The organism is Pseudoalteromonas sp. (assembly GCF_018402495.1).
In the GTDB taxonomy this organism is placed as follows: domain Bacteria; phylum Pseudomonadota; class Gammaproteobacteria; order Enterobacterales; family Alteromonadaceae; genus Pseudoalteromonas.
Map to the genome: position 1 here is coordinate 742309 of NZ_JAGYIU010000002.1, position 13835 is coordinate 756143.

Consider the following 13835-nt stretch of genomic DNA (forward strand, 5'->3'; position numbering starts at 1 on the left):
TTTTTTTTGATTTTTTGCTTCACAAGCATAGGGATATTATGTATTATGCGCGCCACACCAAACAAGGTGTTTGTAGTGGCGGTTGTAGCTCAGTTGGTAGAGCCCCGGATTGTGATTCCGGTTGTCGCGGGTTCGAGCCCCGTCAATCGCCCCACTCTTTTATAAGTCTCCTCAGTAATATCTAAAGTTAATCTCTAAATTATATTTACCCGATCCAAAGCCAAGTCAAAAATAAAGAAACTACGCCAACTGTCTGTAGGCATGAGTTTACCTTATGCATTAATTAGATCTTAACCCTGACGCGACATAAAGTCGCTGCTACCATAGCTCTACAAACATCACCTGTAGCAGCGGGTTTACCCCGCGTTTAATTATGTCATTATTTTATGCTTTTTATAAAACCCTGACGCGACATGAAGTCGCTGCTACTTATAAAACCCTGACGCGACATAAAGTCGCTGCTACCAATGATTAAAAAACAACCCTGTAGCAGCGGGTTTACCCCGCGTTTAATTATGTCATTATTTTATGCTTTTTATAAAACCCTGACGCGATGTGAAATCGCTGCTACACTTTATTCTTTATGCGCAAGGAATCGCTATGAAGAAGGCTTATCGACTCAGGAAAGGAAGGGTCTCATTAACTAATCATTACTATATTGTCACTATGGTATCCCATAATCGTAATAAGCTTTTTACTAAACTTAATATGAATCGTTGTTTAATAAAACATATGCAAGAGCTAGAACGAGAACAACGAATAAAATCAATCGCATTTGTTATTATGCCAGACCACTTACATTGGCAATTTCAAATACTTTCAAACAATACGCTTTCAAATATAGTTCGTCTTTTTAAAGGTAGAACTGCCGCGAGTTTTTATCAGTTTGAGGTTTATAGATTGTGGCAAAAAGGATATTACGATCATTTAATTCGTAATGAAGAAGATCTTATAGCAAGCGCTCGTTATATTATTGCCAATCCTTTGAGGGCAAAGTTAATAGCCAATGTTGCAGATTACCCTTATTGGGATTGCGTTTATGTTTAATATTACAGCCGACGTGTAGCAGCGGGTTTACCCCGCGTCACCGAGTTTTTAAAAGACGCGGGATACCTCCGCCTTCGTTCAATAAAAACACTGTGCTTGGCTTAATCTCTGCCTTTAACCTTTTGTCTTTAACCTTTAAAAAGACGCGGAATAAATCCGCTGCTACATGTGCGCGGAATATCTCCGCCTTCGTTCAATAAAAACACTGTGCTTGGCTTAATCTCTGCCTTTAACCTTTTGCCTTTAACCTTTAAAAAGACGCGGAATAAATCCGCTGCTACATATGCGCGGAATATCTCCGCCTTCGTTCAATTAAAACGCGGTGGTTTCCCGCAACTCGTCGCCCTTTGCCCGCGCTCCGTTGCCGTTTATTTAAGGCGTTCTTTCCATTGTTCAATGGGTAGTGGTTTTGAAAATAAATAGCCTTGAAATAAGTTACAACCGCGTTGTTTTAAATAATCAAATTGTGCGGGGTCTTCAACGCCTTCGGCTACGCTGTTTACGCCGAGTGCTTTTGCCATATCAATGATCATATTTACAATTGTTCTACTGGAGTTATCTTCAACATCCGTAATGCCATCTACAAAGTATTTATCTATTTTAAGCTCTGAAATAGGCAGCTCTTTTAAATAACTTAAGCTTGAGTAGCCGGTGCCAAAGTCGTCAATCGAAAATCTAAACCCCATTTTATTGAGCCCAAGCATAGTGTGTTTTACTTGCTCTATGTCTGACACTAGGGTGGTTTCGGTTAGCTCAATCATTAAATTACCCGGTGGTATTTGCCATTTGTATACGCTAGCTAATAGCTTTTCTTGAAAGTCGGGTGCGACTATTTGCTTAGCACTTATATTAACGGCTATACAGGTGTTTTTGCCTGACTGACCTACTTGGTGTAATAACTTACAAACCTGATTAATCACCCAGTCGCCTATTTTTATAATGGCTTCACTTTCTTCTGCTATGGGTATAAATTCAGCGGGGCTAATAATACCCAGCTCCTCAGAGTGCCAACGCAGTAATGCCTCTGATGAGCCAAAGGTGTGCTCGTTACTATATTGGGGTTGAAGGACTAGCTTTAATTCCTCACTTTGATCAATATTTATTAGTAAATAACGAATTTTATTGGTTCGCTCATAGCGTTTTAATGCATCTAAATCAGCAAAATAATAACCAAATGGCGCCAGCTTTTTAGCTTGTTTTAATGAATACTCTAATTTATTAAACATGGATTCGTAAGAGTCTTTACTGGCTTCAATAATGGTACTGCCTAAAGAGGCTGTTAACATTACGTCGAGATCGCTGATTTTATGCGTGTAGTTTTCAAGTGCTAAAATTTTTGAATCTATTTGTTTTTGCTTTTGCTCTAAATCTAGCAAACTACTATTTGGGTAAGCACTTACAAATAAAAATGAATCAACGCCGCTTTTATAAATTTTGTACTCTCCTTCTACTGCTAAAGAGAGCTTTTTGGCGGTGTGTATGAGCGCTTCGTTACCTGCTTCAATACCGTACTTAAAGTTAAACTGTGCTAATTTATCCATATCTAATAAAGAGGCATAAATATAGCTATTATTTAAGCTAGCAATTTGCAGCAAACTTCTGCATTCGCGTTCAAACCAGCGTCTATTTTTTAGCCCTGTAATGGGGTCTGAATAGGCTAAGTTATATATGGTGTCTTGCGCTTTGAGTTTTTCGCTTATGTCTCTTACTACACCAATGTATTCTATTGAAGCATCGTTTTGCGCTTTAGTTAGCGACAATTCAATTTGAAAAATAGTGCCATCTTTTTTTTGTGCGGGTAACTGCCTGCCTACGCCAATTATTTTGCCTTCGCCTGTTTGCTCGTAATGTTGCATATACGAGTGGTGCTTAGAGGCGTAAGGTTCTGGCATTAAATTATTTATGCATAGCCCTAACATTTCAGTGTGCTTATAACCAAACATGCTAAGCGCTGTTTTATTACAGTGAACAATAACCCCTTTTTGATTAATGGTAATAACTGCATCATTAAGGTTATCTAAAATGGTTTCAAGGCGGTTGTTTTTGTTTTCTACTTTGGCTTTTAGTTCGTACTCTAGCGTAACATCTTCAAAAGCGCCCTGAACGGCACTTAACCCATCATTATTAAATACGGGATGGCCGCTAGTACGAACCCACTTTTTTTGCCCTTGCGCATCTATAAATTTAAAATCTTCGCAATACGGAAGGCCCAATGTTTGTAGTCGTTCAAACAAATAGCGTATTCGTGCTTGTTCTGTTTCCCCGGCATAGTGCTCTATTGCTTGAGCAGAGGTCATTTTTGTATTGCTAGCAAGCCCATAAATTTTATAAACCTCGGGTGAGTAAAGTAATTCATCCGTTGAAATTTTATATTCCCAAGTACCTATTTTTGCCATGCTTTCAACCGCATTGAATAATAACGCTTGATTGGTTGATTTATTGTCTAAAAAGCACGTTTGTAGGTAAACACTTGCATAGTTTGCAAAGCTTAATAAGGTTGATTTATGCTGCTCTAACGATTGACTGTTATTAACGTATAGCCCCACTAACACGCCGGTTAGTAACCCATCTTCATTTAAAATAGCGGCGCCAATATAGGCACTGGCATCTATGTTTTGTAATAATTTACTTTTAGGGTAGCTCAGCTGTAAGTTGTGGGTAATAAAACACACTTTTTGCGTTAAAAGTGGTTCACAGGGTGAGCCTTTTAACGGGTAGCTAAAGTTTTCAACTATATGTGAGTTGTTTAAAACCAGTTGCGTAGTTGCTAATTTATGCTCATCAACAGAGGCAATAAATAGGTAATCTGCTTTTATTTCTTGTTGTAATGCTTTTAACTGCACACTTAAGTTTGCGCACTGTGAATACGATGCATCGTGAACTGTGCCTATATCAGCGCGTTTAATATGTTTACTCACTTTATTTTACTACTCAACTTTAAAAGAAAGACCAAGCGATGCTAGTGCTTTAGAGCGCTTTTCAATGGCATCAGACTCGGCACCTACGCAGTGCGCTTGGGCTAAGTTATCTGCAGACGCACTACTGATATTAGTAATATTACGGCTAATTTCTTGCGAGACCATACTTTGCTCTTCTGCCGCGGTTGAAATTTGCGTTGCTAAGTCAGAAATATCCGTTATGGCAGCATACACCTTTGAAACAAAATCTTGGGTGTTACGTGTTTCTTTAACACATGTTTCAGCAACCTTTTTGCCTGTTTCCATGGTTTTTGACAAATTAAGTAACTTTGATTGCATTTGTGATATAGAGACTTGAATTTGCTCTGTTGCCGAGTGGGTTCTGCTCGATAGTGCTCGCACTTCATCGGCAACCACAGAAAACCCTCTACCATGCTCACCTGCGCGGGCTGCCTCAATGGCGGCATTAAGGGCAAGTAAATTGGTTTGATCGGCTATGCCTTGAATTTCTTGCATTATATCACTAATTTTTTCAGCTTCTGTGGCAAGCTCAACCGCTGAACTGGCTGATTTATCAACCTCACAAGCTAAAAGTGAAACCTCTTGCATTGTACCAGACATAGCCTGTGTTGCTGCTTCGCAATCTTTGTGAGCATGCTGAACTCGCTGATTGGTTACTAAGGTGTTTTTAGCTACCTCATCTATTGAGTGCACCATTTCTTCAACCGCCGATGACACTTGGTGTAATTCAGACGCTTCTTTTTCGACCCCAGCTTGCGCTGCTTCGGCGCACATTTTTAGTGAATCGGCGCCTTTTTTCAGGCTGATTGTCCCATCCATAACACGGCCAATAATAGTGGTTACTTTGCCCTCAAGCAGTTTAATTTTAAAATCTGTAAAGCTAAAACTGTCGCTGCCCGAATAAACATGCCGAGAGATACTGTCGGGGCCTTTTTTGGCTTTTTTAAAAACACCTTGCGAGCGGATTAATTCTTCATAAAAAATAATAAAAGGCAAAGGAATAAACAATAAACATAACCAGAACATGTAACTTGTTAACCAAGCAATTAACGCTGCACAGCCAATAAATAGCGGCAATTTAAATGCAGCTAATTGTTCACTTAAAGGCGTAATTGATTGACCGTTGTTTAAACGTTGGTAAAGCTTTTCTGCACGGCTTTTATATTCAGGAAGAAGTTGTTGGCGAACCGATTGATAACCGACTTTTTTACCATTTTCATAAATAGGGGAAACAAAAGCATCAACCCAATAATAACGCCCGTCTTTACATCTATTTTTTACTGCCCCTCGCCATGCGGTGTCGTTTTTTAAATTAGACCACATATCGGCAAATGCCGCTGATGGCATGTCTGGGTGGCGAACCATATTGTGGTTTTTTCCCGTTAGCTCATTAATGGTATACCCTGACACTTTACAAAAGCTATCGTTTGCATAGGTGATAACTCCCCGTAAATCTGTTGTAGAAACGAGTTCTTCGTCAATGCCGAACGAAACTTCCTGGTCTACCGTTGCTTGATTTCTTCTACTCATAATGGCTTTACTTTACTCTAGGGCGATTGGGGGCGGATATTAGTTTATAGATGTTTAAAATACAATTGCACCTTATTACTAGATTACGCCGTTATAAAAATAAATAAAAAACATAAAGTTACAAACGTTAATAATTAGACTCAATGACTCACATATTGCTCAAAAATAACCTTGTACTTTATTTTATATTTATAACAGCGTAGACGTTACAGGCATAATTGGCCAAAAAAACGACCAAAAAAAATGCCACCAAAATGGTGGCATTTACACACGGGGGTATTTCTACTCATAGAAATTTGTTACGTTTTCTTAACTTCAAAAGGTAGCATTTAGGCTGGTTTCTCGCAACTTAAAACGCATAACCTAAAGCTCATCGGAACAGTTTAAGCAATTAGATCCTAATACATACGTATTTTTCTTCTAGGTATTCATTTAATCCTTGGTGCCCGCCTTCTCGCCCTAGGCCTGATTGTTTTACACCGCCAAACGGGGCAACTGGGTTTGATATAACACCTTCATTTATACCAATCATGCCAAACTCAAGCGCTTCACTCACACGATGAATTTGCTTAATATTTTGACTGTAAAAATACGCAGCTAATCCATAGGGAACGTCGTTAGAAAGCGCTAGCACTTCGGCCTCATTATCAAATGGGATCACGGTTAATACTGGGCCAAATACTTCTTGATGGTAAATATCCATGTGTGTAGTGACATTGGTAATAATAACGGGATTTTGAAAACTCCCCCCTAAATCTCGTTGGTCGCCAATTAGCGTGGCGCCTTTATTTAATGCATCTTGAATAAGTTGTTGTACTTTCTCTTTTGCTTTGGGATAAATAAGCGGCCCTATATCTACACCCTCTTCAAAGCCGTTTGCCACTTTAAGGGCAGCTATTTTGGGTGTTATTTTTTCAAGCACCTCATTTAATACATTACGCTGGATAAAAATACGATTTGCCGCAACACACGCTTGCCCTGAGTTTCTAAATTTGGCCGCCATTAGTCCGTCAATGGCATCGTTAATATCAGCATTATCAAAAATAATAAACGGTGCATTACCGCCTAATTCCATTGAGGTACGTTTTATTGTAGATGCACATTGCGATAGTAACTGCTTACCTACACCGGTAGAGCCAGTAAAAGTAAACTTACGTACTACCTCTGAGTCAGTGAGCATTTCACCTACTTTTTTAGCGTTTTGCGACACCAACACATTAAATGCGCCTTTTACAAAACCCGCCTGATCGGCTAAATAGGCTAATGCAATTGCACATAAAGGGGTGTGCTCTGAAGGTTTTAAAATAAAGCTGCAACCGGCGGCATAAGCTGGCGCGACTTTTCGAGTCACCATGGCCACAGGAAAGTTCCACGGGGTAATACCCGCTACTACGCCAATAGGTTGCTTGAAGCTAGTTAAACGATGGTTATTATCGGTTGCGGGGATCACATCGCCGTAGCTACGCTTGGCCTCTTCTGCGTACCATTTTATAAAGCCAGCGCCGTAATCTATTTCGCCAAGCGATTCTTTAAGCGGTTTACCTTGCTCTTTGGTCATGAGCTCTGCAAGTGTTTGCTTGTGCTTTATTACTAACTCATACCAGCGCATTAGGGTTTCGCTTCGCTCGGTTGCATTAGTGGCTTTTAGTTTTGAAAATGCGCCCTGCGCCGCTGTTATTGCCTTATTTACACCTTGCTCGTCAATATCGCTTACGTTTACGATACTTTTTTCGGTGGCTGGATCATCCACGCTAAAACGCGTGTCGGTTTTATAAAATTCGCCGTTAATAAACGAGTCTGAAAAAATAAGATTGCTCAAAATATACCTCCAAAATAAGTTTCGGGCTACGGGTTACGGGCTTCGGGTTTCGGGTTTCGGGCTTCGATATATTAAAAAGCCTTGTGGTTAACGCTACAAGGTTTTTTAATTTTAATTTACCCGCGTCTCGCAGCCCGTCGCTCGCAACCTTTGGCCTTTGTATTTATTCACTTCCTCTGCGTACTCTGTAATCTCTGTGGTAAATAAAATCACTAACAAACGCGGGATAATACCGCTTTAAAAAAGCATATGCACAAAGAGAAGTGAATGAGGAGAAAATGAGAAAACACTAACCATTAGCCTGAGTGATTAATTGTTTTGTCACTTCCTCTAAAAGCGCAGCGTCTCTTAACCTCTTTGTGCATAATTTTATTACCTTTAACCACATTTGCGCGGCGTAAAGCACCGCCTACAAAATATTTTTTACCACAGAGTGCACCGAGGCGCTGCGCGCTACACAGAGAAAAGCTGCGGGCTACGGGCTATAAATCCTAGCACCTAGTCACTTTAATCTCTTACTCTGTGTTCTCTTTACCTCTGTGGTAAATAAAATAACTAAAAAATATAACAATAAGCCGCCCTGCGGCTAACGTGAGCAAGCTCTACGTCTACAAAATATTTTAACTTACCCGCGCCTCGCGCCCCGTAACCTTTCACCTTTAACCTTTAACCTTTCGCCTTTAAAAAGACGCGGGGTAAACTCGCTGCTACATGTGCGCGGCGTAAAGCCCCGCCTACAAAATATTTTTTACCACAGAGTGCACCGAAGCGCTGCGCGCTACACAGAGAAAAAAATTTGCGCAGGTACTAGGTTCGAGGCCCGTCACCCGAAGCTCGTAACCCTTTAACCTTTCGCCTTTAACCTTTAAAAAGACGCGGGGTAAACCCGCTGCTACAAAATATTTTTTACCACAGAGTGCGCCGAGGCGCTGCGCGCTACACAGAGAAAAAAGCTTGCGCAGGTACTAGGTTCGAGGCCCGTCACCCGAAGCTCGTAAACCTTTCGCCTTTAAAAAGACGCGGGGTAAACCCGCTGCTACAAAATACAAACAAAAAAGCCGCGGTGTTAAACAGCGGCTTTTAATATTATTGTCATCAATTAAAAACTAGTGTTCTTCATTAACGATGTTGAGATTGTACTTTGGTATTTCAACCACTAAGTCTTCATCTCTAATAATTGCTTGGCAGCCTAAGCGCGACTCTGGCTCTAAACCCCATGCTTTGTCGAGCATGTCATCTTCTAGCTCGTCACTTTCATCTAGTGAGTCAAAGCCTTCACGGATCACTAAGTGACACGTGGTGCATGCACATGATTTTTCGCAGGCATGAGGAATGCTAATGCCGTTTTTAAGCGCGACATCAAGTACTGTTTCGCCAGCGGGCGCTTCAATTGCAGCGCCGTCAGGACACAACTCCGGATGGGGAAGAAAAACAATTTGTGGCATTCTAATCTCTCTTATATATTGTCGACTGACTGACCCGTTAAGGCTTTTTTAATTGATGCGTCCATTCTGCGCGCGGCAAAATCACTACTCGCGTTATCCATTTTTTCAATGGCTGCTTTAATTTCACTTGGCTCCTGCGCGCTTTCGCGTACTTTTGCAAGCTCACTTATTTCAACTTTTAACACCGCTAATTGCTCAGGCTCTAGTAAATCACCATCTGCTGCTAATGAGGCTTCCATGGCTTCTATTACACGAAGTGCTTCTACTTGCTGCTCTTTTAGCATGCGCGCTTGCATGTCGCCTTTAGCATTACTCATTGACTCTTTAAGCATATTCGCTACTTGATCGTCAGATAAACCAAACGAGGGTTTTACTTGTATTTGCGCTTGCACACCGGTTGATTTTTCCATTGCCGAGACGCTTAACAAACCATCGGCATCTACTTTAAAGGTGACACGAATATGCGCAGCACCCGCCGCCATAGGTGGAATACCTTTTAAGCTAAATTTAGCAAGCGATCGGCAGTCGTCAACTAATTCACGCTCACCTTGTAGTACATGCAACGACATGGCCGTTTGGCCATCTTTAAACGTAGTAAACTCTTGAGCGCGCGCAACCGGAATGGTGGTATTACGTGGAATGATTTTTTCAACCAAGCCCCCCATGGTTTCAAGGCCTAGCGATAACGGTAACACATCCAGCAATAACATGTCTGAATCTGGCTTATTACCAATGAGTACATCTGCTTGCAGCGCAGCACCGAGTGCAACAACGCGATCAGGGTCAATGGAAGTAAGCGGCTGTTTATCAAAAAACTCGCCAACTTGAGTACGCACTATTGGCATACGGGTTGAGCCACCCACCATCACAACTTGCAGTACTTCTTGGTTTTCAATACCGGCATCTTTTACTGCGCGACGGCATGAACGGAGCGTTTTTTTAACCAGCGGCATAGCCAGCTCGTTAAATGTTTCTCGCGTTACTTCAACCATGTATTTTTCATCGTCAAACTCAAGGCCAACATTCACTTTTTCGTATTGGCTTAGTGCTTCTTTACAGGCTTTGGCTTTATTAATGAATAAGCGTAATACCGAAGGCGATAACCCCGTTACACCGGTTTGTTGTTTTAGGTAATCTACTAATAATGAGTCAAAGTCGTCGCCGCCTAGGCTTGAGTCGCCACCGGTGGCCAATACTTCAAACACGCCTTTATTTAAGCGCAGTATAGAAATATCAAATGTTCCGCCCCCTAAGTCATAAACGGCAATAATGCCTTCTTGACCTGAGTCTAAACCATAAGCAACGGCAGCGGCAGTCGGCTCGTTTAATAAACGCAGTACATTAATTCCGGCAAGCTCTGCCGCGTCTTTGGTGCTTTGGCGTTGTGCATCATCAAAATACGCCGGTACAGTAATCACTGCCCCTAAAATATCTTGATTACCAAAGCTTTGCTCGGCTCGCACTTTTAAAGCATTTAAAATATGACTTGAGGCTTTTACTGGGCTGATTTTTCCGGCTTCAGTTGCAATGGCAAGTGCGCCGTTATCATCACAAAATTGATAAGGCAGTTGGCCGTAGCTTTGTTCTATTTCGGTTTGCGTTTTACCTAAAAAGCGCTTCACTGAAATAAGCGTATTAACCGGATCGAGAGTCGCTGCTTGCATTGCATCATTACCCACGGTAATGCCGCCAGCTTGATAACGAACCACCGAGGGTAGCATGGCTTCGCCTGACTCATCGGTAATAGTGCGTGCTTCGCCGCTTTGTACGGTTGCCACTAATGAATTTGTAGTGCCTAAATCAATGCCAATGGCTAATTTGTGTTCATGTGGTGCCGCGCTCTGCCCCGGCTCAGCAATTTGCAATAATGCCATAATGCTCTTTAAACTCGTGTTGCTCGCTTTGCAGCAAGTAATTAATCGTCAAATAAACTGTCTTCGATGCGTTCAAGTTCGTCTTGTAACTTATATACAAATTTTAATTTGCGAATGTTGTCGGCTGCGTGTTGATATTGTTGCTCATCGTTGCTTGCAAGCTGCTCAGCAAGTTGGTTGCTGTACTGGGCTTTTAATTGCTTTATTTGCGACTCAAAATTAGCAATAGCGATATCCGGATCACTTGCAGAGGGAAGTTCTTCAAGCTCTTCGCGCAGTTCCATTTGTTGCATCAGAAACATGGGATCTTGCAGTGTTTGCTGCTCAGCGCGAATATCAACCCCCAGTTCACTCAACATATATTCTGCACGTTTAACCGGATGCTTAAGTGTTTGTAATGCGTCGTTAATTTCAGCGGTACTTTGTACGGCCATTAGTTTATCACGACTGCTGGCGTTAGCATGGCGATCGGGGTGTACAGCACGTTGTAATTCTAAGTAGTGCTTGTTGATCATTGCTAGGTCTATGTTGTAGTCAACGGGTATTGCAAATAACTCAAAATAACGCATCATCAAACCATATAAATTTCAGATAGAACAAAGCCCTACAGGTGCAGGGCTTAACAATACAATTGCTTTGCGACGTTAAACGGTAAAGCTTTCGCCACAACCACATTCATCAGCTTGGTTAGGGTTATTAAACTTAAACCCTTCGTTTAAACCTTCTTTGGTGTAGTCGAGCTCGGTGCCGTCGATATAAACTAAGCTTTTAGCGTCAACAATTAAGGTAACGCCCTTGGCTGCAAATGTTTCATCGTCATCGTTTAGCTCATCAACAAACTCTAGTACATAAGCAAGACCTGAACAGCCCGTCGTTTTAATGCCAACCCGTAGGCCTATGCCTTTACCACGGTTTGCTAAAAATGATTGTACGCGGTTTGCTGCCGCATCTGTCAATGTCACTGCCATGAATATCTCTTAGTTTGTATGTTTGCTTTTGTAATCTGCAATTGCTGCTTGAATTGCATCTTCGGCTAAAATTGAGCAGTGAATTTTCACTGGTGGTAATTCTAGCTCTGCGCTGATATCGGTATTTTTGATAGTTGCTGCTTCGTCTAATGTTTTACCTTTAACCCACTCTGTAACCAGTGAAGATGAAGCAATTGCACTACCACAGCCATATGTTTTGAATTTTGCGTCTTCAATTACGCCTTCTGCCGATACTTTAATTTGTAGCTTCATTACGTCACCACATGCGGGTGCGCCTACCATACCCGTTGCCACCGACGGATCGTTTTTATCAAGAGCACCTACGTTACGTGGGTTTTCTACGTGGTCGATTACTTTATCACTGTAAGCCATAATTCTATCCTCATTACCTGCTAGGGTAGGGCTGCACTTATTAGTGGTGAGCCCATTCAACTGAATCTAAATCAATACCTTCTTGGTGCATTTCCCAAAGAGGTGACATTTCACGTAAACGACCGATAGAGTTTTTGATTAATTCGACGGTGTAATCAATCTCTTCTTCGGTTGTAAAACGGCCAATACTAAAACGAATTGAACTGTGCGCTAGCTCGTCGTTACGACCTAATGCGCGCAATACGTAAGAAGGCTCTAAACTTGCCGATGTACAGGCTGAACCTGATGACACTGCAATATCTTTAACCGCCATTAATAATGACTCACCTTCAACAAAGTTAAAGCTGATATTGACAATACCTGGCACTGACTGATCTTGCGTACCATTAAAATATACTTCGTCCATGTCAGTTAAAATGCCGTCGATTAGGCGTTTGCGCAGTGCACTGATGTGTGCATAGTCTTTTTCGAAATCTTGTTTTGCAATTCTAAATGCTGCACCCATGCCTACTAGCTGATGAGTTGCTAATGTACCTGAGCGCATGCCGCGTTCATGGCCGCCACCGTGCATTTGTGCTTCTAAACGTGCACGTGGTTTACGACGAACATACAAAGCACCCACACCCTTAGGGCCATATGCTTTGTGTGCTGAAAATGACATAAAATCAACTTTAAGTTGTTGTACGTCAATTAATACTTTGCCCGCGCTTTGTGCTGCATCTACGTGGAACATAATTTTACGTTCACGACACATTTCGCCAATTGTAGCGATATCTTGGATTACACCTAGCTCGTTATTTACGTGCATGATGCTCACTAGTACCGTGTCGTCACGCATGGTGTCTGCTAACTTTTGCAGATCAAGTAGGCCGTTTTCTTCAACGTCCATGTAGGTTACTTCAAACCCTTGACGCTCAAGTTCACGACAGGTATCGATAACGGCTTTGTGCTCTGTTTTAGCGGTAATAACGTGCTTACCTTTTTTCTTATAAAACTGAGCTGCCCCTTTAATGGCTAGGTTGTTTGATTCAGTTGCACCCGAGGTAAATACAATTTCACGTGGGTCTGCATTAATTAAATCCGCAATGTCGGTGCGTGCTTGGTCAACGACTTCCTCTGCTTGCCAACCAAAACGGTGTGAGCGCGATGCTGGATTTCCAAAATTACCGTCCATAGTCAGGCACTGCATCATTTCTTTGGCAACTCGTTCGTCAACGGGCGTAGTTGCTGCGTAATCTAAATAAATCGGTAACTTCATTTCTCTCTCCGCTGCAGGTCAACCTTAAAGTTGACAGCTTACTTGAATATTTTCCAACTGCTTAATTGCATCATTAACGCTGTTTTCTTGGCGAAGAGCGACTGCTTTAACGTCTGACTTTTCGACCAATTCAGCTAGGGTAATATTATTTAAAAATTCTTCAATTCGTGTGCTTAAGTCTGACCACAATGTATGGGTTAAACAACGCATGCCACTTTGGCAACCGGTGTTGCTACGTTGACATCGAGTAGCATCAACAGATTCATCTACTGCATTGATAACATCGCCGACCGAAATCACATCGGCTCCACGCCCTAGTAAATAGCCCCCACCAGGACCTCTGACTGAGCTTACCAGTCCATTTTTACGTAAACGGGCAAATAACTGTTCAAGGTAAGACAAAGAAATTTCTTGGCGCTGCGAAATATCAGCAAGCGCTACAGGGCCTATGTTTGCATGCAGTGCAACATCCAGCATGGCTGTAACGGCATATCTGCCTTTTGATGTTAACTTCATAAACGCCCTCCGCACAAAAGAGTGCAAATTTTAATTACCAGAGTAG

11 protein-coding genes and 1 tRNA gene are annotated in these 13835 nt (G+C 41.8%); 2 read left to right on the forward strand and 10 right to left on the reverse strand.

Translation table 11 applies throughout. From position 1 onward, the window contains the following. Window positions 1-78 precede the first annotated feature (78 nt). Window positions 79-154 (forward strand) — tRNA-His (locus KG708_RS08940). A gap of 446 nt (window positions 155-600) precedes the next feature. Beyond that, window positions 601-1047, forward strand: a complete 447-nt coding sequence (locus tag KG708_RS08945; protein WP_213609041.1) for a transposase — start codon at window positions 601-603, stop codon at window positions 1045-1047. A 368-nt stretch (window positions 1048-1415) separates the two neighbouring features. On the opposite strand, the gene KG708_RS08950 is transcribed toward KG708_RS08945, so the two are convergent. The 10 genes from KG708_RS08950 to iscR form a co-directional block, all read right to left on the reverse strand. Beyond that, the gene (locus KG708_RS08950) at window positions 1416-3965 is read right to left on the reverse strand and encodes an EAL domain-containing protein (protein WP_213609042.1); all 2550 of its coding nucleotides are present in this window, start codon (window positions 3963-3965) and stop codon (window positions 1416-1418) included. Between the two features lie 9 nt (window positions 3966-3974). Beyond that, a complete protein-coding gene (locus KG708_RS08955; protein WP_213609043.1) occupies window positions 3975-5516 on the reverse strand; it encodes a PAS domain-containing methyl-accepting chemotaxis protein in 1542 nt (513 codons plus the stop codon). 391 nt (window positions 5517-5907) lie between these two features. Then, window positions 5908-7335, reverse strand: a complete 1428-nt coding sequence (locus tag KG708_RS08960) for an NAD-dependent succinate-semialdehyde dehydrogenase (protein ID WP_213609044.1) — start codon at window positions 7333-7335, stop codon at window positions 5908-5910. A 1106-nt stretch (window positions 7336-8441) separates the two neighbouring features. Continuing rightward, window positions 8442-8780, reverse strand: coding sequence for an ISC system 2Fe-2S type ferredoxin (gene fdx / locus KG708_RS08965; protein ID WP_213609045.1), 339 nt, complete (start codon window positions 8778-8780; stop codon window positions 8442-8444). A gap of 11 nt (window positions 8781-8791) precedes the next feature. Then, window positions 8792-10654 (reverse strand): Fe-S protein assembly chaperone HscA, encoded by a 1863-nt coding sequence (gene hscA / locus KG708_RS08970; protein WP_213609046.1) that lies wholly within the window; start codon window positions 10652-10654, stop codon window positions 8792-8794. A 41-nt stretch (window positions 10655-10695) separates the two neighbouring features. Further along, entirely contained in the window at window positions 10696-11223 is a 528-nt protein-coding gene (gene hscB, locus KG708_RS08975; RefSeq protein WP_213609047.1) for a co-chaperone HscB, read from the reverse strand. A gap of 75 nt (window positions 11224-11298) precedes the next feature. After that, the gene (gene iscA / locus KG708_RS08980) at window positions 11299-11622 is read right to left on the reverse strand and encodes an iron-sulfur cluster assembly protein IscA (RefSeq protein WP_008113924.1); all 324 of its coding nucleotides are present in this window, start codon (window positions 11620-11622) and stop codon (window positions 11299-11301) included. A gap of 9 nt (window positions 11623-11631) precedes the next feature. Beyond that, window positions 11632-12015, reverse strand: a complete 384-nt coding sequence (gene iscU, locus KG708_RS08985; protein ID WP_008113923.1) for a Fe-S cluster assembly scaffold IscU — start codon at window positions 12013-12015, stop codon at window positions 11632-11634. A gap of 40 nt (window positions 12016-12055) precedes the next feature. Then, complete coding sequence (locus KG708_RS08990) at window positions 12056-13273, reverse strand: IscS subfamily cysteine desulfurase (RefSeq protein WP_213609048.1); 1218 nt, start codon at window positions 13271-13273, stop codon at window positions 12056-12058. 24 nt (window positions 13274-13297) lie between these two features. Beyond that, window positions 13298-13789: a Fe-S cluster assembly transcriptional regulator IscR gene (gene iscR / locus KG708_RS08995; RefSeq protein WP_213609049.1), complete on the reverse strand. Its 492-nt coding sequence runs from the start codon at window positions 13787-13789 to the stop codon at window positions 13298-13300. Window positions 13790-13835 lie beyond the last annotated feature (46 nt).